Source organism: Klebsiella sp. AqSCr, assembly GCF_008452795.1.
GTDB classification, from domain to species: domain Bacteria; phylum Pseudomonadota; class Gammaproteobacteria; order Enterobacterales; family Enterobacteriaceae; genus Klebsiella; species Klebsiella pneumoniae.
The window spans coordinates 990840-1012055 of sequence record NZ_MJDM01000005.1 but is presented as its reverse complement, the minus strand read 5'-3'; the positions used below and the strand labels follow the sequence as shown (position 1 = coordinate 1012055).

The following is a 21216-nucleotide window of genomic DNA, read 5'->3' as shown; positions in this document are numbered from 1 at the left end:
TGGCCGCCGCCCGCGGCTGGGACGTGGCGAGGGTGGCGGCCTTTTGCGGTCTGCCTGCCGATGAGGTGGCGGGATTCTATCGCGAGTTCATCGCCGCCCCGCGGGCGATCACCCTCTACACCATGGGAATCAATCAATCCGCCAGCGGCAGCGACAAATGTAACGCCATCATCAACGTCCATCTGGCCAGCGGGAAGTATGGCCGCCGCGGCTGCGGCCCCTTTTCGCTGACCGGTCAACCCAACGCCATGGGCGGCCGCGAAGTCGGCGGGCTGGCGACGATGCTGGCGGCGCACATGGATTTTGTGCCAGACGATCTGCAGCGGCTGGCCCGCTTCTGGGGGACGGAACGGCTGGCGCAGACCCCCGGGCTGACCGCCGTGGAGCTGTTTGCCGCCATTGGCCGCGGCGAGGTCAAAGCGGTCTGGATCATGGGTACCAACCCGGTGGTGTCGCTCCCTGACAGCCACGCGGTGAGCCAGGCGCTGGCCGCCTGTCCGCTGGTGATCGTCTCAGATGTCGCCGCCCAGACCGATACCGGACGTTTCGCCCACATCCGCTTTCCAGCGCTGGCCTGGGGCGAGAAGAATGGCACGGTCACCAACTCGGAGCGGCGGATATCCCGTCAGCGCAGCTTTCTGCCGCCGCCGGGGGAGGCGAAAGCGGACTGGTGGATCATCGCCAGAGTGGGCCAGGCGCTGGGGTATCGCGAGGCGTTTGCCTGGCAGCATCCGCATGACGTCTTCCGCGAGCATGCGGCGCTGTCCGGTTTCGAAAACGACGGCCAGCGGGCGTTTGATATCGGCGCGCTGGCTGATCTCAGCCGTGAGGCGTGGGACGCCATGCCGCCGGTGCGCTGGCCGGTCAGCCGCAGCGAGGCCGCCTGGGATATCACGCGCGGCTGGCATGGCGATGGCAGGCTGCGGATGGTGCCGGTGACGCCTCAACCGACCCGGGCGACAACCGATGCCTTTTATCCGCTGATCCTCAACAGCGGGCGGATCCGCGATCAGTGGCACACCATGACCCGTACCGGCGCAGTGCCGCGGCTGATGCAGCATATCGCGGAGCCAATGGTGGAGGTGGCGCCGCAGGATGCCGTTCGCTATCAGCTTCCCGCTGACGGGCTGGCGCGGATCTGGTCGCGGCATGGGGTGATGGTGGCGAAAGTGGCGATCAGCGAAGGGCAGCGCCCCGGCTCGCTGTTTGTTCCGATGCACTGGAACAACCAGTTTGCCCGTCAGGGGCGGGTGAATAACCTGCTGGCCGCCGTCACGGACCCGTATTCCGGCCAGCCGGAAAGTAAACAGGCGGCGGTGGCGATCGCCGCCTGGCAACCGGCCTGGCACAGCGAGCTTTTTTGCCGCGAACCGCTACCATTTCCTGCGGCCTGGCACTGGCGGCGGCGGGCGACGCCAGGCGTGCTGCACTACTCGCTGGCCGGGGAGGCATCTGCCCGACAGTGGCTCAGCGCGTGGTGCGCCCGGCGCGGCTGGCAGTTACAGGTGGCTGACGGCGGCGCGGTGTGGAACCTGCTGGCCTGGCATCAGGGAAGGCTGATGCTCGGCTGGTGGAGCGATGCGCGCGAGCCGGCGGTGGATTGCGCATGGATAAGCGCTGCCTTTGCCGCGCCGCCGTCCGATGCTGTCCAACGACATGCCTTGCTTAGCGGCCGACCGGGCGCCGCCGTCGCGCCGCGGGGGCGGATCGTCTGCAGCTGCTTTGGGGTGGGGGAATGGTCAATTAACGAGGCCATCGCCAGCGGCTGCGCCAGCGTCGGGGCGCTGGGTGGGAAGCTGAAATGCGGGACCAACTGCGGCTCTTGCGTGCCGGAGCTCAACGCGCTGCTGGCGGCGCAGCGAACCCGGGCGTAACGGTGGCGCGCGGCGACGCCTCCGGTTGGGCGGCACCTTACCCAACCGGTTTCAGCTTATTCCTGGAATTGCCCACAGGGCTGCGGGAGCAGGGAAAAAACGATAAACTAACACTTCTATCCATTTTTGTGAGCTTGCGCAAACTCTGTTAATGCCTGTGTCGTTCCGTTTGTTGCCAACGTTGACCTTTCTCCTGCTGTTGCCGGGCGTTCCCGTCTGGGCGCTGACCGCCAGCGACACCACCCGCCCTGCGCAAGCGCAAGATCCGCTGCCCGATATGGGGATTGCTCCCCAGGTTGATGACGACGCCCGGCACTTTGCCGAAGTGGCGAAGAAGTTTGGCGAGGCCAGCATGAGCGACAATGGTCTGACGGCGGGTGAACAGGCGCAGCTGTTTGCCATCAGTAAAATCGGCAATGAAGTGAGTCATCAGCTGGAGAGTTGGCTCTCGCCGTGGGGCAACGCCAATGTCGACCTGCTGGTCGATAAAGAGGGGAAATTCACCGGCAGTAAAGGGAGCTGGTTCGTGCCGTTGCAGGATAACGACCGTTATCTGACGTGGAACCAGTACTCGGTGACCCGGCGCGAGCACGATCTGGTGGGCAACATCGGGCTTGGCCAGCGTTGGCGGGTCGGCGGTTGGCTGCTGGGCTATAACTCGTTTTACGATAAAGTGCTGAGCGAAAGCCTGGCGCGCGGCAGCGTTGGCGCCGAAGCGTGGGGAGAATATCTCCGCCTGTCGGCAAACTATTACCATCCGCTTGGCGACTGGCAGCTACGCGATAATCAGACTCAGGAGCAGCGGATGGCCGCAGGGTATGACGTCACCGCCCAGGCGCGGCTGCCGTTCTACCAGCACATCAACACCAGCGTCAGCGTCGAACAGTATTTCGGCGATAGCGTCGATCTGTTTCACTCCGGCACCGGCTACCATAATCCGGTGGCCGTCTCCGTTGGGCTCAATTACACCCCGGTCCCGCTGGTCACGGTGACCGCTAAGCATAAGCAGGGGGAAAATGGCGTCAGCCAGAACAATGTGGGCCTGAAGCTAAACTACCGCTTTGGCGTACCCCTTAAGCAGCAGCTTGCGGCAGACGAGGTGGCGATCAGCAACTCGCTGCGCGGGAGCCGCTTCGATAGTCCGGAGCGGGATAATCTGCCGGTGGTGGAGTATCGTCAGCGCAAAAATCTGACGGTCTATCTGGCCACGCCGCCCTGGGATCTGCAGTCCGGGGAGACGGTGCAGTTGAAGCTGCAGATCCATAGTCTGCATGGCATCAAGGCGCTGCACTGGCAGGGAGACACCCAGGCCCTCAGCCTGACGCCGCCGGTAGATGCCAGCAGCCCCGATGGCTGGAGCATCATTATGCCGGTGTGGAACAGTGAACCGGGCGCCGCGAACCGCTGGCGCCTGTCGGTGGTGGTGGAGGATAAACAGGGGCAGCGCGTCTCCTCCAATGAGATCGCCCTGGCGTTGACCGAGCCGCTCGTCAAGTTTACCACGCCAGGCGTCTCCTGGACGGACTCGCCTTAGAAGATTCGCTCCTGGTGGACCCATACCGCCGCTTCCACGCGGGATTTGAGCTTCATTTTCTTCAGCATGTGCTTCACGTGTACTTTGACGGTGCTTTCGGTGATATCCAGGCGACGGGCGATCATTTTGTTCGGCAGTCCCTGAGCTATCAGCTTGAGAATGTCGCGCTCGCGCGGGGTCAGCTGGCTGATGTCCCGATCGGAGGTGGCGCGGTTGGCGCGCAGGCTGGCGGCCAGCACCGGCGTTAACGCTTCGCTTAAAACCATCTCTCCAGCGGCCGCCTGCTGCAGCGCTTTCAGCAGATCTTCCGGTTCCATGTCCTTCAACAAATAGCCATCGGCGCCGCGCTTCAGGGCGGTGACAACGTCCTCTTCATGGTTGGAGACGCTGAAGACCACTACCCGGCCAGAAAGGGATTTCTCACGCAGCTTATCCAGCGTCTCCAGACCGTTCATGCCCGGCATATTAAGGTCCAGCAGGATCAGGTCAGGATCCAGCGACTCGGCCAGCTCGATACCTTGCGCGCCATTGCTGGCCTCGCCAATCACCTGGATGTCCGGCGCCATGCTGATCAACTGTTTCACGCCGGTGCGCAGCATCGGATGGTCGTCAATGAGAAGGATAGTTGCCCGTTCCTGTTGACTCATGAGGGTCTCCTTATTGGATGGAAAACGTTTTTTCCGGGATAAACGTGACGATCACTTCGGTTCCACCGGTTTCCCGGCGTCGTACCTGACAGTCACCGCGCAAGCTCTGGGCGCGATCCCGCATAATAATTAAACCGTAATGGTTACTCCGTTCGGCGTGGTCCGGTACGCCGCGGCCGTTATCCGCTACCACCAGACGAACCTGATTATCGCGTTGTGACACCGTCACGGTCACTTCGGTCGCGCTGGCATGCTTCAGAGCGTTGCTCAACGCTTCGCGAGCGATCTGCAGCAGGTGGATCGCCTGATGCGAGGGCACAAAGCGCGGCGGGAGCTGGTAATCAAGCTGCACCGTAAAGCCGAAGTGGGCGCTGTACTCCTGACAGCTGGACTCCAGCGCCGGGCGCAGCCCCGGCTCGGTCAACTGCAGGCGGAAGGTGGTTAACAGCTCCCGCAGCTGGGCCCACGAGGTATTCAGTTCGTTACGGATCTGCCCCAGCAGCTGGCGGCTCTCCGTCGGCAAGGCGTCGCCTTGCATCTGCAGACAGCTAACCTGCATCTTCATACAGGATAGCGACTGGGCGATGGAGTCGTGCAGCTCGCGGGCGATAGTGGCCCGTTCTTCCATGACGATCAGCTGCTGCTGCTTCTCCTGATGGCGGTCCAGCGCCAGGGTGCTGGTCAGCTGTTCCACCAGGGTATCCACCAGCTGCTGCTGATCGTGGCTGAGATGGCGGCCAACCGGCAGCGTCGCCAGCAGGATGCCGTACTGACTATGCGCATCTGACAGCCGCCACTTCAGCGTTGTTCCGCCATCCGGCAGCGGCGGCAGATTGCGTGGACAGAGGTAGCAGCCTTTATCATCACAGTCATCATCCGAGTGGCAGGTAAACTCCTGGTGATTATCTTCGTCTTCCAGGTCGTAAACCCTTACCTCGATATCGCGCAGCAGCGTCAGACCCTGCAGGCCATTCAGTACCGGCGAAATACGTTCGCAGAGCGGGGCGCTGGAGTGCAGCCGGCGGTTGGCCTGCCATAAGAAAGCGAGGATCTCGTTCTTCTGCTCCAGTCCGGCAGTCTTCTCCTGCACCCGCCGCTCGAGCACGGCGTAGCTTTCCGCCAGCTCTTCCGACATGTTATTCAGCGCCATGCCCAGGGTCGCCATTTCATTGCGTCCGCTGATGTGCGCCCGCTGGGTGAAATCACGCTGGCTCACCGCGCGCGCCATGCTCAGCAGCTGTTTCCACGGCCGCAGCAGGCGGGCGCGTAACCAGATGATAGTGAAGATCAGCAGCAGCGCCATACCAATGGCGAGGATGCGATGGATCCAGACCACCCGTTCGATACGCTGCTCGGTGGTGTGGTCGAATGCGGTGACCAACTGGTCGATACGATCGACAAAGTCGGCGACATCCTGGGCCACTTCCGCCTGATTGACTGCGCGCTGCATCCCGGGGGCCAGCGCCAGCTGCCAGTACTGCTGCAGGGCTTTAAGCTGGATTTCCTGGCCGTCGCGGCGGGCGGAATTTTGCAGCTCCGGGCTGAAGACGGTGGCGGTCATGTCCGCCACCAGTTTTTGATCGTTTTCATTCAGCGGGATCGCCGCCAGCAGCCGGTAGCTTTGCATACGCAATGAACCGGCCTTGTTAATGGCGTGCGCGCTGCCCTGCACGCCGTTCACCAGGCGCGCGGAGATCGCCATGCCGGCGACGCCAATAATCGTGGCGAGCAGCACGATTAACGCCAGTTGATTGACCAGCGTCAGCGGGGTAAAAAGACGTTTTAACATGGAATGCGTGGCTCCTGACCGGTCATGTCTCCGGGAGTGGCGCTTATTCTCGACTATCCCCTGGAGTATACCCATACCCCTAAAGAGTTACTCCTTAATTGTCGGTGGTAGGCGATGTTAGGGGGGGGATTATACGCAACCCGGCAGCAGCGTGAAAAACCACACTTTTTTCCCCGCCATTCTCTACTCACTTGGAGGCATGGTTTATTTTTGCACAAATTAGCTCGCGCTTTTCCTTTGATTTATATCAACTTACCGCCCCGGGTAACCCCTAAGGTAGCGGCAGGAAATATGAATAATCAGAGGTATCTATGAGTCAATCTTCCCTCCCGGAGAAGGCTAACCGCTCGGTCATAACCGACTGGCGGCCTGAAGATCCTGAATTCTGGCAACAGCGCGGCCATCGTGTGGCAAGCCGCAATTTATGGATCTCCGTTCCCTGTCTGTTACTGGCGTTCTGCGTTTGGATGTTGTTCAGCGCGGTTGCCGTTAACCTCAACAAAGTAGGCTTTCAGTTTACAACCGATCAGCTGTTTATGCTGACCGCGCTGCCGGCGCTGTCAGGCGCCTTATTACGCGTGCCTTACGCCTTTATGGTGCCGCTGTTCGGCGGCCGTCGCTGGACGGCGTTCAGCACCGGGATCATGATTGTGCCGTGCGTCTGGCTGGGCTTCGCGGTCCAGGATACCTCTACGCCGTTTAGCATCTTCGTGATTATCTCTCTGCTGTGCGGCTTCGCCGGAGCCAACTTTGCCTCCAGTATGGCCAACATCAGCTTCTTCTTCCCGAAAGCGAAGCAGGGCGGGGCGCTCGGCGTTAACGGCGGACTTGGCAATATGGGCGTCAGCGTGATGCAGCTGGTCGCGCCGCTGGTGGTCTCGATCTCTATCTTTGCCGTTTTTGGCGGTAACGGTAGCGAGCAACCGGACGGCTCGATGCTGTATCTGGAAAACGCCGCGTGGATCTGGGTACCTTTCCTGATTATTTTCACTCTGGCGGCGTGGTTCTTTATGAACGACCTGTCGGCTTCGAAAGCGTCGCTGAGCGAGCAGTTGCCGGTACTTAAGCGCCTGCATCTGTGGATTATGGCGCTGCTCTATCTCGCGACCTTCGGCTCCTTTATCGGCTTTTCCGCCGGGTTCGCGATGCTGTCAAAAACTCAGTTCCCGGATGTGCAGATCCTGCATTACGCCTTCTTCGGCCCGTTCATTGGCGCGCTGGCGCGTTCGATGGGCGGGGCGATCTCCGACCGCCTCGGTGGGACCCGCGTAACGCTGGTCAACTTTGTGGTGATGGCTGTCTTCTGCGCGCTGCTGTTCCTGACCCTGCCGACCAACGGCCAGGGCGGTAACTTTATCGCCTTCTTCGCGGTGTTTATGGTGCTGTTCCTGACCGCCGGGCTGGGGAGCGCCTCCACCTTCCAGATGATCTCCGTGATCTTCCGTAAGCTGACTATGGACCGCGTGAAGGCCCAGGGCGGCAGCGAAGCGCAGGCGATGCGCGAGGCGGCGACCGATACCGCGGCGGCGCTGGGCTTTATCTCCGCCATTGGCGCTATCGGCGGCTTCTTTATTCCGAAAGCGTTCGGTATCTCGCTGGATCTGACCGGCTCGCCGGCCGGGGCGATGAAAGTGTTCCTCGTGTTCTATATTGCCTGCGTGGTGATCACCTGGGCGGTATACGGTCGTAAGCGTCAGTAATCGGCCGCGGTAACGTTGGCGTATAAAAAGGCGCGCTCCCCACGGAGGCGCCTTTTTTAACCGCTTTATTAGTTACAACATACTAACGGAGGATATTTTCCGCATCGACCGCTGAGCCAGAACAGGTGGGCTTGCCAGTGAAATGGCTCTACCCCTTAATACCTCCGTTGTTAACAAATCCCGGTGAGGCGCCGCTTTTTGAGGTGAAAATCATTAAAAAACAACAAGTTAAAAAACAACATCTTATACCACCTTGGTGGTAATCGAGGTTTTGCTGCGCAGTAACAAGCCAGTTCGGATTGATCGCTATCAATTCTCGCCCTCTTTCATAGCGTTACCTTCGCTGCAAATCCAGCAATGTCGATTTATCAGAGAGCCGTCAGGCTCCATATCAGGAGAAACCCGATGAGTAAATTCCTGGACCGGTTTCGCTACTTCAAACAGAAGGGTGAAACCTTTGCCGATGGGCACGGCCAGCTTCTAAACACCAACCGGGACTGGGAGGATGGATACCGTCAACGTTGGCAGCATGACAAAATTGTGCGTTCCACTCACGGTGTCAACTGCACCGGCTCATGCAGCTGGAAGATTTATGTCAAAAACGGTCTGGTGACCTGGGAAACGCAGCAGACTGACTACCCGCGCACCCGCCCGGACCTGCCGAACCACGAACCACGCGGTTGTCCGCGCGGCGCCAGCTACTCCTGGTACCTGTACAGCGCTAACCGCCTGAAATACCCGCTGATGCGTAAACGCCTGATGAAGATGTGGCGGGAAGCGAAAGTTCAGCATAGCGATCCGGTTGAGGCATGGGCGTCGATTATCGAAGACGCCGACAAAGCTAAAAGCTTCAAACAGGCCCGCGGTCGCGGCGGTTTTGTACGTTCCTCCTGGCAGGAAGTGAATGAGCTGATTGCCGCCTCCAACGTCTATACCGTCAAAACCTACGGTCCGGACCGCGTGGCTGGCTTCTCGCCGATCCCGGCGATGTCGATGGTCTCCTACGCGTCCGGCGCCCGTTATCTGTCGCTGATCGGCGGCACCTGCCTGAGCTTCTACGACTGGTACTGCGACCTGCCGCCGGCTTCGCCGATGACCTGGGGCGAGCAGACCGATGTGCCGGAATCCGCCGACTGGTATAACTCCAGCTATATCATCGCCTGGGGCTCCAACGTGCCGCAGACCCGCACCCCGGATGCGCACTTCTTTACCGAAGTCCGCTATAAAGGGACCAAAACCGTAGCCATCACTCCGGACTACGCCGAAATCGCCAAACTCTGCGATCTGTGGCTGGCGCCGAAGCAGGGTACCGATGCCGCGATGGCGCTGGCGATGGGCCATGTGATGCTGCGTGAATTCCACCTCGATAAGCCGAGCCAGTATTTCACCGACTATGTGCGCCGCTATACCGACATGCCGATGCTGGTGATGCTCGAGGAGCGCGACGGTTATTATGCCGCCGGCCGTACGCTGCGCGCATCCGACCTCGTGGATTCCCTTGGTCAGGAGAACAATCCGGAATGGAAAACCGTCGCCTTTGACGAGAAGGGCGACATGACCGTACCGAACGGTTCCCTCGGATTCCGCTGGGGCGACAAAGGCAAATGGAACCTCGAACAGCGCGACGGTAAAACTGGCGAAGAGATTGAGCTACGTCTGAGCCTGCTGGGCAGCCATGATGAAGTGGCGAACGTCGGCTTCCCGTACTTCGGCGGCGAAGGTTCTGAGCACTTCAACAAAGTCGATCTGGAAAACATTCTGCTGCACAAACTGCCGGCCAAACGCCTGCAGCTGGCCGACGGCTCTACCGCCCTGGTCACCACCGTGTATGACCTGACCATGGCTAACTACGGCCTGGAGCGCGGTCTGAACGATGACAACTGCGCCGCCGGCTACGATGAAGTGAAAGCCTACACCCCGGCGTGGGCGGAGAAGATCACCGGCGTCTCCCGCGCGCATATCATCCGTACCGCCCGTGAATTTGCCGATAACGCCGATAAAACTCACGGTCGTTCGATGATTATCGTCGGGGCGGGCCTCAACCACTGGTTCCACCTCGACATGAACTACCGCGGCCTGATCAATATGCTGATCTTCTGCGGCTGCGTCGGTCAGAGCGGCGGCGGTTGGGCGCACTATGTGGGCCAGGAAAAACTGCGTCCGCAGACCGGCTGGCAGCCGCTGGCGTTCGCCCTTGACTGGCAGCGTCCGGCACGTCACATGAATAGTACCTCGTACTTCTATAACCACTCCAGCCAGTGGCGCTATGAAACGGTGACCGCGCAGGAACTGCTGTCGCCGATGGCGGATAAATCCCGTTACAGCGGCCACCTGATCGACTTTAACGTGCGCGCAGAGCGGATGGGCTGGCTGCCGTCGGCGCCGCAGCTTGGCGTCAACCCGCTGCGTATCGCTGACGAAGCGAAAAAAGCCGGCATGACCCCGGTGGATTACACCGTGAAGTCGCTGAAAGAGGGCTCGATTCGCTTTGCGGCCGAGCAGCCGGAAAATGGCAAAAACCACCCGCGTAACCTGTTTATCTGGCGTTCCAACCTGCTGGGCTCCTCCGGTAAAGGCCATGAATACATGCTCAAGTACCTGCTGGGTACCGAGAACGGCATTCAGGGCAAAGACCTGGGCAAGCAGGGCGGCGTGAAGCCGGAAGAAGTCGAATGGCGGGATAACGGCCTCGACGGCAAACTGGATCTGGTGGTGACCCTCGATTTCCGTCTGTCGAGCACCTGTCTCTACTCCGACATCGTGCTGCCGACCGCCACCTGGTACGAAAAAGACGACATGAATACCTCGGATATGCATCCGTTTATTCACCCGCTGTCGGCCGCCGTTGATCCAGCCTGGGAATCGAAGAGCGACTGGGAGATCTATAAAGGTATCGCGAAGAAATTCTCTGAAGTGTGCGTGGGCCACCTCGGTAAAGAAACCGACGTGGTGACCCTGCCGATCCAGCACGACTCCGCCGCGGAAATGGCGCAGCCGCTGGATGTCAAAGACTGGAAAAAAGGCGAATGCGATCTCATCCCCGGGAAAACCGCGCCGCATATTATTCCGGTTGAGCGTGATTACCCGGCGACCTACGAGCGTTTCACCTCGATCGGCCCGCTGCTGGAAACCATCGGCAACGGCGGGAAAGGCATCGCCTGGAACACCCAGAGCGAGATGGATCTGCTGCGTAAGCTCAACTACACCAAGGCGGAAGGCCCGGCGAAAGGCCAGCCGAAGCTGGAAACGGCCATCGACGCCGCGGAAATGATCCTCACCCTGGCCCCGGAAACCAACGGTCAGGTGGCGGTGAAAGCGTGGCAAGCGCTGAGCGAGATCACCGGTCGCGAGCATACGCACCTCGCGCTGAACAAAGAAGACGAGAAGATCCGCTTCCGCGATATTCAGGCGCAGCCGCGGAAGATTATCTCCAGCCCGACCTGGTCTGGCCTGGAAGATGAGCATGTCTCCTATAACGCCGGTTACACCAACGTTCACGAGCTGATCCCGTGGCGCACGCTGTCCGGACGTCAGTCGCTGTATCAGGATCACCAGTGGATGCGCGACTTCGGCGAAAGCCTGCTGGTCTATCGGCCGCCGATCGACACCCGTTCGGTGAAAGCGGTGATGGGCGAGAAGTCCAACGGCAACCCGGAGAAGGCGCTGAACTTCCTGACCCCGCACCAGAAATGGGGTATCCACTCGACCTACAGCGATAACCTGCTGATGCTGACCCTGTCGCGCGGTGGGCCGATTGTCTGGATGAGCGAAGCGGATGCGAAAGATCTGGGTATCGAAGATAACGACTGGATCGAAGTCTTCAACGCCAACGGCGCCCTGACGGCGCGTGCGGTGGTGAGTCAGCGCGTTCCAGCCGGGATGACCATGATGTATCACGCGCAGGAACGTATCGTGAACCTGCCGGGCTCTGAAATCACCGGTCAGCGCGGGGGGATCCATAACTCCGTCACCCGTATTACGCCGAAACCGACCCACATGATCGGCGGCTACGGCCACCTGGCCTATGGCTTTAACTACTACGGCACCGTCGGTTCCAACCGCGATGAGTTTGTGGTGGTACGTAAGATGAAGAACATTAACTGGTTAGACGGCGAAGGCAACGACCAGGTACAGGAGAGCGTAAAATGAAAATTCGTTCACAAGTCGGCATGGTGCTGAATCTCGATAAGTGCATCGGCTGCCACACCTGCTCGGTGACCTGTAAAAACGTCTGGACCAGCCGGGAAGGGATGGAATACGCCTGGTTCAACAACGTGGAAAGTAAGCCGGGCGTCGGTTTCCCGAACGACTGGGAAAACCAGGAAAAATGGAAGGGCGGCTGGATCCGCAAAATCAACGGTAAACTGCAGCCGCGCATGGGCAATCGCGCGATGCTGTTGGGTAAAATCTTCGCCAACCCGCATCTGCCGGGCATCGATGATTACTACGAGCCGTTTGATTATGACTACCAGAATCTGCATAACGCGCCGGAGAGCAAACATCAGCCGATCGCCCGTCCGCGCTCGCTGATCACCGGCCAGCGGATGGACAAGATCACCAGCGGTCCGAACTGGGAAGAGATCCTCGGCGGCGAGTTTGAAAAACGCGCCAAAGATCAGAACTTCGACAACATGCAGAAGGCGATGTACGGCCAGTTCGAAAACACCTTCATGATGTATCTGCCGCGCCTGTGCGAGCACTGCCTGAACCCGGCCTGCGTCGCGACCTGCCCGAGCGGCGCCATCTATAAGCGTGAAGAAGACGGCATCGTATTGATCGACCAGGACAAGTGCCGCGGCTGGCGGATGTGTATCACCGGCTGTCCGTACAAGAAGATCTATTTCAACTGGAAGAGCGGGAAATCCGAGAAATGCATCTTCTGCTACCCGCGTATTGAATCCGGGATGCCGACGGTGTGCTCCGAAACCTGCGTGGGTCGCATCCGCTATCTCGGCGTCCTGCTATACGACGCGGACGCGATTGAAAACGCCGCCAGCACCGAGAACGAGAAAGATCTGTATCAGCGTCAGCTGGACGTGTTCCTCGATCCCAACGATCCAAAAGTGATCGAGCAGGCGCTGAAAGATGGCGTACCGCAGGGGGTCATTGAAGCTGCGCAGCAGTCGCCGGTTTACAAAATGGCGATGGACTGGAAGCTGGCCCTGCCGCTGCACCCGGAATATCGCACCTTGCCAATGGTCTGGTACGTGCCGCCGCTGTCGCCGATTCAGTCCGCCGCCGATGCGGGTGAACTGGGTAGCAACGGGATCCTGCCGGACGTGGAAAGCCTGCGTATTCCGGTGCAATATCTGGCGAACCTGCTGACCGCGGGCGATACCCAGCCGGTACTGCTGGCGCTGAAACGAATGCTGGCGATGCGCCACTATAAGCGTGCGGAAACCGTTGACGGCGTCGTTGATACCCGCGCGCTGGAAGAGGTGGGGCTGAGCGAAGCGCAGGCCCAGGAAATGTATCGCTATCTGGCGATCGCCAACTACGAAGATCGTTTCGTGGTGCCGAGCAGCCATCGTGAACAGGCGCGAGAAGCGTTTCCGGAGAAAAACGGCTGCGGCTTTAGCTTTGGCGATGGCTGCCACGGCTCTGACAGTCAGTTCAACCTGTTCAACAGCCGTCGCATCGACGCCATCGACGTGACCAGCAAAACGGAGCCGCACGCATGATTGAACTCGTGATTGTATCGCGTCTGCTCGAATATCCTGACGCTGCCTTATGGCAGCATCAGCAGGAGATGTTCGAGGCGCTCGCGTCATCAGAGAAACTCAGCAAAGAGGATGCCCACGCGCTGGGCGTTTTCCTGCGCGATTTAGTGGCTCAGGATCCGCTGGACGCCCAGGCGGCCTATAGCGAACTGTTTGACCGCGGCCGGGCCACCTCGCTGCTGCTGTTTGAACATGTCCACGGCGAATCCCGCGATCGCGGGCAGGCGATGGTGGATCTCATGGCGCAGTACGAGCGCCACGGCCTGCTGCTGGATAGCCATGAGCTGCCGGATCATCTGCCGCTATATCTGGAGTATCTGGCGCAGCTGCCGGAAGAGGAAGCGCTTGGCGGCCTGCGGGACGTCGCGCCGATCCTCGGTCTGCTCAGCGCGCGCCTGCAGCAGCGCGAAAGTCGCTATGCGGTGCTGTTCGAGCTATTGCTGAAGCTGGCCAATACTCAGGTCGACAGCCAGAAGGTGGCGGAGAAGATTGCCGACGAAGCGCGCGACGATACGCCGCAGGCGCTGGACGCCGTCTGGGAAGAAGAACAGGTCAAATTCTTTGCCGACCAGGGCTGCGGCGAGTCGGAAATTTCCGCTCACCAGCGTCGTTTTGCCGGAGCCGTGGCCCCGCAATATCTGAATATCTCTAACGGAGGACAGCAATAATGCACTTCCTGAATATGTTCTTCTTTGACATTTATCCGTACATTGCGGGTTCGGTGTTCCTGATTGGCAGCTGGTTGCGCTATGACTATGGCCAGTACACCTGGCGCGCCGCCTCCAGCCAGATGCTGGACCGTAAGGGGATGAACCTGGCGTCGAACCTGTTCCATATCGGCATCCTGGGTATTTTCGCCGGCCACTTCCTCGGCATGCTGACCCCGCACTGGATGTATGAGTCCTTCCTGCCGATCGACGTCAAGCAGAAGATGGCGATGATCGCCGGCGGCGCCTGCGGCGTGATGACCCTGGTGGGCGGGTTACTGCTGCTCAAGCGTCGTCTGCTCAGCCCGCGCGTTCGCGCCACCACCACCGGAGCGGATATTCTGATCCTCTCGTTGCTGATGGTGCAGTGTGCGCTCGGCCTGCTGACGATCCCGTTCTCCGCTCAGCATATGGACGGCAGTGAAATGATGAAACTGGTCGGCTGGGCGCAGTCGGTGGTGACGTTCCACGGCGGCGCGTCACAGCATCTGGATGGCGTGGCGTTTATTTTCCGCGTTCACCTGGTGCTGGGCATGACCCTGTTCCTGCTGTTCCCGTTCTCCCGTCTGGTTCATATCTGGAGCGCGCCGGTCGAATACCTGACGCGCAAATACCAGATTGTCCGCGCCCGTCGCTAACTGGCCCGCGACTGCTCACTGACCCCGCCGCGGCGGGGTTTTTTTTCGCCCCAGCCGAGATTATTCCCTGCGGCGGCAAACAGAATAAGCATCCCACCGAGCAATTGCACCGCGGATAACGCATGGTGGAAGACCAGATAGTCAACCACCATCGCCACCAGCGGATAAATAAAGGAGAGCGAACCGGTAACGGGCGTCGGCAGTTTCTGTATCGCGCTATATAAAAGCTGATACATGATCCCGGTATGGACGATGCCGAGGATCAGCAGATAGCGCCAGGGGAAGCTGGCCGTCAATTCGGGGGCATGCACCAGCGGCAGCAGCATCACGACGCCGACGAGAACCTGAATGAAGGCGATATGTTGCGCGGGGAGCGGATGCAGTTTGCGCGCGATGATGGCGGTCAGGGCATAGAAGAATGCCGCGCCCAGCGCCAGCAACACGCCGGTGGTAAGCCCCTCTTCGTGTGCAGGCGTCAGCTCGCTCGACAACAGGATCACTACGCCGCCAAAGGCCAGCAGTAACCATCCCCATTTCACGGCGCTGACCCGTTCCCCCAGCACCATCCCCATCAGTACCAGCATAAACGGCTGGGTGTTATAGACCACGGTGGCCATACCGATTGAGATCCGCGAATAGGCGGCAAACAGCAGCAGCCAGTTGACGACCAGCGCCGCGCCGCCAATCACCGCCAGAGCGAGAGTGAAACGCGTTAGCCGGTTGAAGGGCTGGCGGCTTAACACGATAAACACCAGCAGGGTTAGCGCGCCAATCAGGCAGCGCCAGAACACCACATCTGTCACCGGCAAACCAGAGAGCAGCACGAACGCGCCGATCGAGCCGGAGATTATCATTGCCAGGCTCATCTGCCAGACGCCGCGGGTAAGTTGCATTTTTCACCTCCACCATTTTTTAGTTATTGTGCGAAAAACCCTGACAGGGTGATATGGCTGAATTAAGGTAGAAGGGGGGAAATGCCTTTTATAATTAGGTGAAATATATGAATGACGTACTTGATGAAATTGACCGGGCGATCCTCACCTGCCTGACTCAGGATGCCAGAGTTTCGCTCAAGGTCCTGAGCGCACGAGTGGGGCTGACCTCGCCGAGCACCGCCGAGCGGGTGAAGCGCCTGGAGGAGCGGGGTGTCATTCAGGGCTATGGGGCGCGGGTAAATCTCACCGCGCTGGGCTATAGCCTGCAGGCGCTGGTGCGGGTCCGGCCGCTGCCTGGGCTGCTGCAGAAGGTGGATAAATATATCCAGGCGATGCCGGAATGTATTGAAAGTGACAAGGTGACCGGGGAAGATTGTTTTGTGATGCGTCTCGTGGTGCGCGATATTGCCCAGCTGGATACCCTGCTGGACGGTCTGGCGGAGTATGCGCAGTGTAACACCTCGGTGGTGAAAAGCTCGCCGGTAAAAAGGCGGTTGCCACCGCTGTGAGTTTTTCCGGAGGCGGTGCTGCGCACCTGTCCGGGCTACCAGACGGCACCACTTGTAGCCTCGCTAAGCGAAGCGCGAGCGATGAGACAGCAGAACAGGTGGCTGAGAGTGCAACAGTGGTGGGGGAAGGATTACTCGGCGCTAAAGCGCTTCGCCCTTCGGGCCGTTGCCTGCGGCAACGTTCTCTCGCTTCGCTCGAGTCGAACCTTAGTCGAAGCTTCTCATCCTTCCCCATGGGGCAGAATATAGAATATCGTAGAGTAATTGGATTGAGGTGTTTTTTAAGAAGATGGTGGTGGGGGAAGGATTCGAACCTTCGAAGTCGATGACGGCAGATTTACAGTCTGCTCCCTTTGGCCGCTCGGGAACCCCACCACGGGGTAATGCTTGGTACTGGCCTGCTTCCTTCTCGGGAAGCGGGGCGCATCATACCAAATGATGCGCCCCTGTAAAGCATTCGTTTGACAAAAATAAACTGGTTGCCTGATTTTTACGCGTAACGCCGTAAAGCTAACCAATTCATTTCTCAGTCGATTAAAGAATAATCGTCCGGTTACCGTAAACGAAGACGCGCTGCGCCAGTACCTGATACAGCGCTCGGCTCAAGACGTTTTTTTCGACATCGCGCCCAGCGCGCATCATATCTTCTGCGGTATAAGTATGATCGACATGAATCACATCCTGCATGATGATCGGGCCTTCATCCAGATTGTCATTCACGTAGTGGGCGGTAGCGCCAATGATTTTCACGCCGCGCTCATAGGCCTGATGATAGGGACGGGCGCCGATAAACGCCGGCAAAAACGAATGGTGGATATTGATGATTTTGTTCGGGAAGCGGGCGACAAATTCTGGCGTCAGGACGCGCATATACTTGGCCAGCACCACGTAATCCGGTTCGTGGGCGGCGATAGCATCGCCCATCCGCTGATCGTGTTCTTCGCGGCTCAGTCCTTCATGGCTGACCAGCTCAAACGGAATACCAAAGCGCTCCACCAACGAGCGCAGGGTGTCATGGTTGCCGATAACCGCGGCAATATCGACATCCAGCCCGCCGTAGTTGGCTTTCATCAGCAGATCGCCCAGACAGTGCGCCTCTTTCGTCACCAGAATCACCACCCGGCGACGGCCTGCCGGATTCAGTTCGCGGATGGAGCCTTCAGGCAGGGCGCTGTCGAGATCGGCCAGCAGAGTAGCGTCGTTAAAAATGCCTTCCAGTTCGGTGCGCATAAAGAAACGACCGGTACGGTGGTCAACAAACTCATTGTTCTGCACAATGTTGAGTTCATGCTTGTAGCAGATATTGGTGATACGCGCGATGAGGCCTTTCTGATCAGGGCAAATAGTGCGTAGTACTTTACGTTGTAATGAATGCATCGCGAGGAAAATCCTGTAATGTTTGCAAGCGCTGCGCCAGCGTTACTGGCCGCAGCATTTTTTAAATTTTTTACCTGAGCCGCAGGGGCAGGGGTCGTTACGGCCAATCAGCGGTCGTGTCCCGTCGATATAGTACCACTGTCCATTTTCTTTTAAGAATCTGGAACGTTCAATAATGGCGCCAGGGCGGTTATTGTCATTAAAGCGGGCGACAAAGCTGACAAAACCTTCATTTGGAGCTCGCCCCTCATCACTGGCGAACAGGGTTAAGCCCAGCCATTCGGTCTGGGAAAACCCTTTCTCCAGTTCGGCGCGAAATTGCTGCGCCTGACAGGACGGGTGCCAGGTTTTGATTAGATAGTCAGCGTCTTTCATGACGAACGCGCTATAACGGGAGCGCATAAGCTGTGACGGGCCCGGCGCAAGCTCAGCGCCGGACAGATATCGCTGGCAACATGAGCTATACTCCAGTGCGCTGCCACAGGGGCATAATTGCGACAAAACTGCCTCCATGGAAGAAAGAGTAACGGCGCTTCTACGCCAAAGGGCATTATGTTAACTGAGCCGTGACAATGTTGCCACGCTCAGAGTGGAAGGATAGTTATTAGTACTAATGAGAAAGCTTAAAATTGGTCTGGCGCTAGGTGCGGGAGCCGCTCGCGGATGGTCGCACATTGGCGTCATCAACGCCCTCCAGCGGGCCGGTATTGAGATTGATATCGTAGCCGGTTGTTCTATCGGTTCGCTGGTAGGGGCGGCGTATGCCTGTAACCGACTCCCGGCACTCGAATCATGGGTCTGCTCATTCAGCAACTGGGATGTCCTGAAGCTGATGGATCTCTCCTGGCGCCGGGGGGGACTGCTGCGGGGGGAAAAGGTATTCAATCATTACCGCCGCATTATGCCCGTCACCGAGATTGAACGCTGCGAGCGCCGGTTTGCCGCTGTTGCCACCAATTTAAGCACCGGTAGGGAGCTGTGGTTTACCGAAGGCGATCTACATTTAGCCATTCGCGCCTCCTGCAGTATGCCGGGGTTAATGTCGCCAGTAAGGCATAATGGTTACTGGCTGGTCGATGGCGCGGTGGTCAATCCGGTTCCTGTGTCGCTCACCCGGGCAATGGGAGCGGATATTGTGATTGCCGTCGACCTGCAACATGATGCCCATCTTATGCAGCAGGATTTGTTCTCCCTTGAAACGCCGCGGCAGGAAGCGGAAGAGAAGGAGGGGCCATGGCATACTCGTCTGCGCGCGCGCTTGACGCGAATGAGTTCCCGCCGTACGGCCGTGACGCCGACGGCGATGGAGATCATGACCACCTCTATCCAGGTACTGGAAAACCGTCTTAAACGCAATCGTATGGCGGGTGACCCGCCGGATATCCTGTTGCAGCCATACTGTCCGCAAGTTTCGACGCTTGATTTTCATCGCGCCGGAGAGGCGATCGCCGCGGGGCAACTGGCGGTAGAAAAGAAAATGGATGAATTATTACCATTAGTGCGTACAGCCGTTTGACGTACGAGTTACTGACTTAAGCAAATTCTGACAGGCGATAGTGAGAATAGCGTGCCACTATTGAATTATCGTCAGCCAGGGGAGATATCATGACGCAGCCATTGGCGGGAAAACAGATTCTGATAGTTGAAGACGAACCCGTTTTCCGCTCACTCTTGCATGGATGGCTGACCTCGCTGGGAGCAACAACCTTCCAGGCGGAAGATGGCAAGGATGCCCTGCATAAAATGACGGAGGTGCATCCGGACCTGATGATTTGCGACATTTCTATGCCGAGAATGAACGGTCTGGAGCTGGTGGAAACGCTGCGTAACCGCGGCGAACAGTTACCGATCCTGATGATCTCCGCCACCGAAAACATGGCGGATATAGCTAAAGCGTTGCGACTTGGCGTCCAGGACGTGCTGTTAAAGCCAGTAAAAGATTTCGATCGCCTGCGCGAGACCGTTTACGCCTGTCTCTATCCCGCGATGTTCAGTTCGCGCGTGGAAGAGGAAGAGCGTTTATTTGAGGACTGGGATGCGCTGGTCAGTAATCCCATCGCCGCTTCAAGACTATTGCAGGAATTACAGCCGCCGGTGCAACAGGAAATGTCGCACTGCCGTATTCATTATCGACAACTGGTGTCGGCAGACAAGCCCGGTCTGGTACTCGATATCGCGCCGCTTTCGGAAAATGATTTGGCTTTCTATTGTCTGGATGTCACACGCGCAGGCGATAATGGCGTGTTGGCAGCATTATTGCTGCGCGCGTTGTTTAATGGTCTGCTGCAGGAGCAACTGGCGCACCAGGGACAACGGCTACCAGAAATGGGAAGTTTGTTAAAACAGGTGAATCAACTGCTGCGTCAGGCAAATCTTCCGGGCCAGTTCCCTCTGTTAGTAGGGTATTACCACAGCGGGCTGAAAAATTTAATTCTGGTGTCAGCGGGACTTAATGGCACGCTGAATACAGGGGAGCATCAAATTCAGATTAGTAATGGCGTTCCTTTGGGGACACTGGGTGATGCTTATCTTAACCAAATTAGCCAACGCTGCACCTCGTGGCAGTGCCAAATTTGGGGGGCTGGCGGTCGTTTACGCTTAATGTTGTCTGCGGAATGAGCAATTGCGTTTATATCTAAGCAGACGGGATTACCTCTTGCCCTTTAGCGGTGGTAACATCGAGCAGTTTTATGCGTAAAAGTCCTAATTCGAGGCTATCGGCAGCTTTTCAGACCAGTAAATACGCGGTTGACTGATATACTCGACACGTTATTTGTAACGAGAAGTTTAAAAAACAAACAGTCCAGGAGATTTCAATGGCTGCCCTTAATTCTAAAGTCAGAAAAGCGGTTATCCCGGTTGCGGGATTAGGCACCAGGATGCTGCCGGCCACCAAAGCGATTCCAAAAGAAATGCTGCCGCTGGTAGATAAGCCGTTAATTCAGTACGTTGTTAATGAATGTATCGCTGCAGGAATTACTGAAATTGTTCTGGTAACGCACTCGTCGAAAAACTCTATCGAAAACCATTTCGATACCAGTTTTGAGCTGGAAGCGATGCTGGAAAAACGTGTAAAACGCCAGCTGCTGGAAGAAGTGCAGTCTATTTGCCCGCCGCACGTGACTATTATGCAAGTTCGTCAGGGCCTGGCGAAAGGTCTGGGTCACGCGGTGCTGTGCGCCCATCCGGTAGTGGGAGATGAGCCGGTCGCGGTTATTCTGCCAGACGTTATTCTGGATGAATATGAATCCGATCTGAGCCGCGATAACCTCGCTGAGATGATCTCTCGCTTCGATGAGACTGGCGCCAGCCAGATTATGGTTGAACCTGTCGAAGACGTAACCGCTTATGGCGTGGTTGACTGCAAAGGCGAATCCCTGAAGCCGGGCGAAAGCGTACCGATGGTGGGCGTGGTTGAGAAGCCAAAAGCTGACGTTGCGCCGTCCAACCTGGCGGTGGTGGGGCGTTATGTCCTCAGCGCCGATATCTGGCCGCTGCTGGCGAAAACCCCTCCGGGCGCTGGTGATGAAATTCAGCTGACTGACGCCATTGATATGCTGATCGAGAAAGAAACGGTTGAAGCTTATCATATGAAAGGCAAGAGCCATGACTGCGGTAATAAGCTTGGCTACATGCAGGCGTTTGTCGAATATGGTATTCGTCACAAAACGCTGGGCGACGATTTTAAAGCCTGGCTGGAAACGGCGGTAGCGAAGTAATCCGCCGCGCGGTTGAAAGCACAAACCGGGAGCGCATCTGCGACTCCCGGTTTTTTTATATCGGCCC

Annotated in this window: 17 protein-coding genes, 1 tRNA gene and 1 other RNA gene; 12 read left to right on the top strand and 7 right to left on the bottom strand. The window is 58.1% G+C overall.

The annotated features are described in order from the left end of the window. Positions 1-1874, top strand: a 1874-nt coding sequence (locus BHE81_RS08870; RefSeq protein WP_228268706.1) for a molybdopterin-dependent oxidoreductase, incomplete at its 5' end; no start/stop codon positions are given. Between the two features lie 151 nt (positions 1875-2025). Then, on the top strand, positions 2026-3408 hold the full coding sequence (locus BHE81_RS08865) for a YchO/YchP family invasin (RefSeq protein ID WP_002910201.1): 1383 nt from the start codon (positions 2026-2028) through the stop codon (positions 3406-3408). Here BHE81_RS08865 and narL read toward each other — a convergent pair. Both narL and narX read right to left on the bottom strand, forming a co-directional pair. After that, positions 3405-4055: a two-component system response regulator NarL gene (narL, locus tag BHE81_RS08860; protein WP_002910198.1), complete on the bottom strand. Its 651-nt coding sequence runs from the start codon at positions 4053-4055 to the stop codon at positions 3405-3407. The two genes, BHE81_RS08865 and narL, sit on opposite strands and share 4 nt — an antisense overlap. Positions 4056-4065: 10 nt before the next feature. Beyond that, entirely contained in the window at positions 4066-5844 is a 1779-nt protein-coding gene (gene narX, locus BHE81_RS08855; RefSeq protein ID WP_004200278.1) for a nitrate/nitrite two-component system sensor histidine kinase NarX, read from the bottom strand. Positions 5845-6155: 311 nt separating this feature from the next. Between narX and BHE81_RS08850 the strand changes: the two genes are divergently transcribed. From BHE81_RS08850 to narI, 6 genes are all read left to right on the top strand, one after another. After that, positions 6156-7544: a NarK family nitrate/nitrite MFS transporter gene (locus BHE81_RS08850; protein ID WP_004175568.1), complete on the top strand. Its 1389-nt coding sequence runs from the start codon at positions 6156-6158 to the stop codon at positions 7542-7544. A gap of 125 nt (positions 7545-7669) precedes the next feature. Then, the gene (locus BHE81_RS28165; protein ID WP_032409208.1) at positions 7670-7807 is read left to right on the top strand and encodes a hypothetical protein; all 138 of its coding nucleotides are present in this window, start codon (positions 7670-7672) and stop codon (positions 7805-7807) included. A 142-nt stretch (positions 7808-7949) separates the two neighbouring features. After that, positions 7950-11693, top strand: a complete 3744-nt coding sequence (locus tag BHE81_RS08845; protein WP_004189443.1) for a nitrate reductase subunit alpha — start codon at positions 7950-7952, stop codon at positions 11691-11693. After that, the gene (gene narH / locus BHE81_RS08840) at positions 11690-13225 is read left to right on the top strand and encodes a nitrate reductase subunit beta (protein WP_002910193.1); all 1536 of its coding nucleotides are present in this window, start codon (positions 11690-11692) and stop codon (positions 13223-13225) included. Before BHE81_RS08845 ends, narH begins: the two co-directional genes overlap by 4 nt. Further along, a complete protein-coding gene (gene narJ / locus BHE81_RS08835; RefSeq protein WP_002910191.1) occupies positions 13222-13932 on the top strand; it encodes a nitrate reductase molybdenum cofactor assembly chaperone in 711 nt (236 codons plus the stop codon). Before narH ends, narJ begins: the two co-directional genes overlap by 4 nt. Further along, positions 13932-14609, top strand: a complete 678-nt coding sequence (narI, locus tag BHE81_RS08830; protein WP_002910189.1) for a respiratory nitrate reductase subunit gamma — start codon at positions 13932-13934, stop codon at positions 14607-14609. Before narJ ends, narI begins: the two co-directional genes overlap by 1 nt. Here narI and BHE81_RS08825 read toward each other — a convergent pair. After that, positions 14606-15502, bottom strand: coding sequence for a DMT family transporter (locus tag BHE81_RS08825; protein ID WP_009307604.1), 897 nt, complete (start codon positions 15500-15502; stop codon positions 14606-14608). The two genes, narI and BHE81_RS08825, sit on opposite strands and share 4 nt — an antisense overlap. A gap of 107 nt (positions 15503-15609) precedes the next feature. Between BHE81_RS08825 and BHE81_RS08820 the strand changes: the two genes are divergently transcribed. Continuing rightward, positions 15610-16053, top strand: a complete 444-nt coding sequence (locus BHE81_RS08820; RefSeq protein ID WP_009307605.1) for an Lrp/AsnC family transcriptional regulator — start codon at positions 15610-15612, stop codon at positions 16051-16053. Positions 16054-16167: 114 nt separating this feature from the next. Here the strand turns inward: BHE81_RS08820 and BHE81_RS08815 are convergent. The 4 genes from BHE81_RS08815 to BHE81_RS08800 form a co-directional block, all read right to left on the bottom strand. Beyond that, positions 16168-16299, bottom strand: a non-coding RNA gene (locus BHE81_RS08815) — RtT sRNA. Between the two features lie 44 nt (positions 16300-16343). Then, positions 16344-16428: transfer RNA gene (locus BHE81_RS08810), tRNA-Tyr, on the bottom strand. Between the two features lie 159 nt (positions 16429-16587). Further along, the gene (gene purU, locus BHE81_RS08805) at positions 16588-17430 is read right to left on the bottom strand and encodes a formyltetrahydrofolate deformylase (RefSeq protein ID WP_004151854.1); all 843 of its coding nucleotides are present in this window, start codon (positions 17428-17430) and stop codon (positions 16588-16590) included. 42 nt (positions 17431-17472) lie between these two features. After that, positions 17473-17931 carry a YchJ family protein gene (locus BHE81_RS08800; RefSeq protein ID WP_002910109.1) on the bottom strand — a complete coding sequence of 153 codons (459 nt, stop codon included), beginning with the start codon at positions 17929-17931 and terminating at the stop codon, positions 17473-17475. Between the two features lie 112 nt (positions 17932-18043). Here BHE81_RS08800 and rssA point away from each other — a divergent pair, with 112 nt between their 5' ends. The 3 genes from rssA (at position 18044) to galU (ending at position 21149) form a co-directional block, all read left to right on the top strand. Next, positions 18044-18946, top strand: a complete 903-nt coding sequence (gene rssA / locus BHE81_RS08795) for a patatin-like phospholipase RssA (protein ID WP_002910108.1) — start codon at positions 18044-18046, stop codon at positions 18944-18946. Positions 18947-19035: 89 nt separating this feature from the next. Beyond that, positions 19036-20049: a two-component system response regulator RssB gene (gene rssB, locus BHE81_RS08790; protein ID WP_002910107.1), complete on the top strand. Its 1014-nt coding sequence runs from the start codon at positions 19036-19038 to the stop codon at positions 20047-20049. Between the two features lie 197 nt (positions 20050-20246). After that, positions 20247-21149 carry a UTP--glucose-1-phosphate uridylyltransferase GalU gene (gene galU, locus BHE81_RS08785; protein ID WP_002910105.1) on the top strand — a complete coding sequence of 301 codons (903 nt, stop codon included), beginning with the start codon at positions 20247-20249 and terminating at the stop codon, positions 21147-21149. The last annotated feature ends 67 nt before the right edge of the window (positions 21150-21216 follow it).

Excerpts from the sequence above, each read along its gene's own strand:
- BHE81_RS08865 (WP_002910201.1), top strand. The coding sequence starts at position 2,026 with ATGCCTGTGTCGTTCCGTTTGTTGCCAACGTTGACCTTTCTCCTGCTG.
- narL (WP_002910198.1), bottom strand. The coding sequence starts at position 4,055 with ATGAGTCAACAGGAACGGGCAACTATCCTTCTCATTGACGACCATCCG.
- narX (WP_004200278.1), bottom strand. The coding sequence starts at position 5,844 with ATGTTAAAACGTCTTTTTACCCCGCTGACGCTGGTCAATCAACTGGCG.
- BHE81_RS08850 (WP_004175568.1), top strand. The coding sequence starts at position 6,156 with ATGAGTCAATCTTCCCTCCCGGAGAAGGCTAACCGCTCGGTCATAACC.
- BHE81_RS08845 (WP_004189443.1), top strand. The coding sequence starts at position 7,950 with ATGAGTAAATTCCTGGACCGGTTTCGCTACTTCAAACAGAAGGGTGAA.
- narH (WP_002910193.1), top strand. The coding sequence starts at position 11,690 with ATGAAAATTCGTTCACAAGTCGGCATGGTGCTGAATCTCGATAAGTGC.
- narJ (WP_002910191.1), top strand. The coding sequence starts at position 13,222 with ATGATTGAACTCGTGATTGTATCGCGTCTGCTCGAATATCCTGACGCT.
- narI (WP_002910189.1), top strand. The coding sequence starts at position 13,932 with ATGCACTTCCTGAATATGTTCTTCTTTGACATTTATCCGTACATTGCG.
- BHE81_RS08825 (WP_009307604.1), bottom strand. The coding sequence starts at position 15,502 with ATGCAACTTACCCGCGGCGTCTGGCAGATGAGCCTGGCAATGATAATC.
- BHE81_RS08820 (WP_009307605.1), top strand. The coding sequence starts at position 15,610 with ATGAATGACGTACTTGATGAAATTGACCGGGCGATCCTCACCTGCCTG.
- purU (WP_004151854.1), bottom strand. The coding sequence starts at position 17,430 with ATGCATTCATTACAACGTAAAGTACTACGCACTATTTGCCCTGATCAG.
- rssA (WP_002910108.1), top strand. The coding sequence starts at position 18,044 with ATGAGAAAGCTTAAAATTGGTCTGGCGCTAGGTGCGGGAGCCGCTCGC.
- rssB (WP_002910107.1), top strand. The coding sequence starts at position 19,036 with ATGACGCAGCCATTGGCGGGAAAACAGATTCTGATAGTTGAAGACGAA.
- galU (WP_002910105.1), top strand. The coding sequence starts at position 20,247 with ATGGCTGCCCTTAATTCTAAAGTCAGAAAAGCGGTTATCCCGGTTGCG.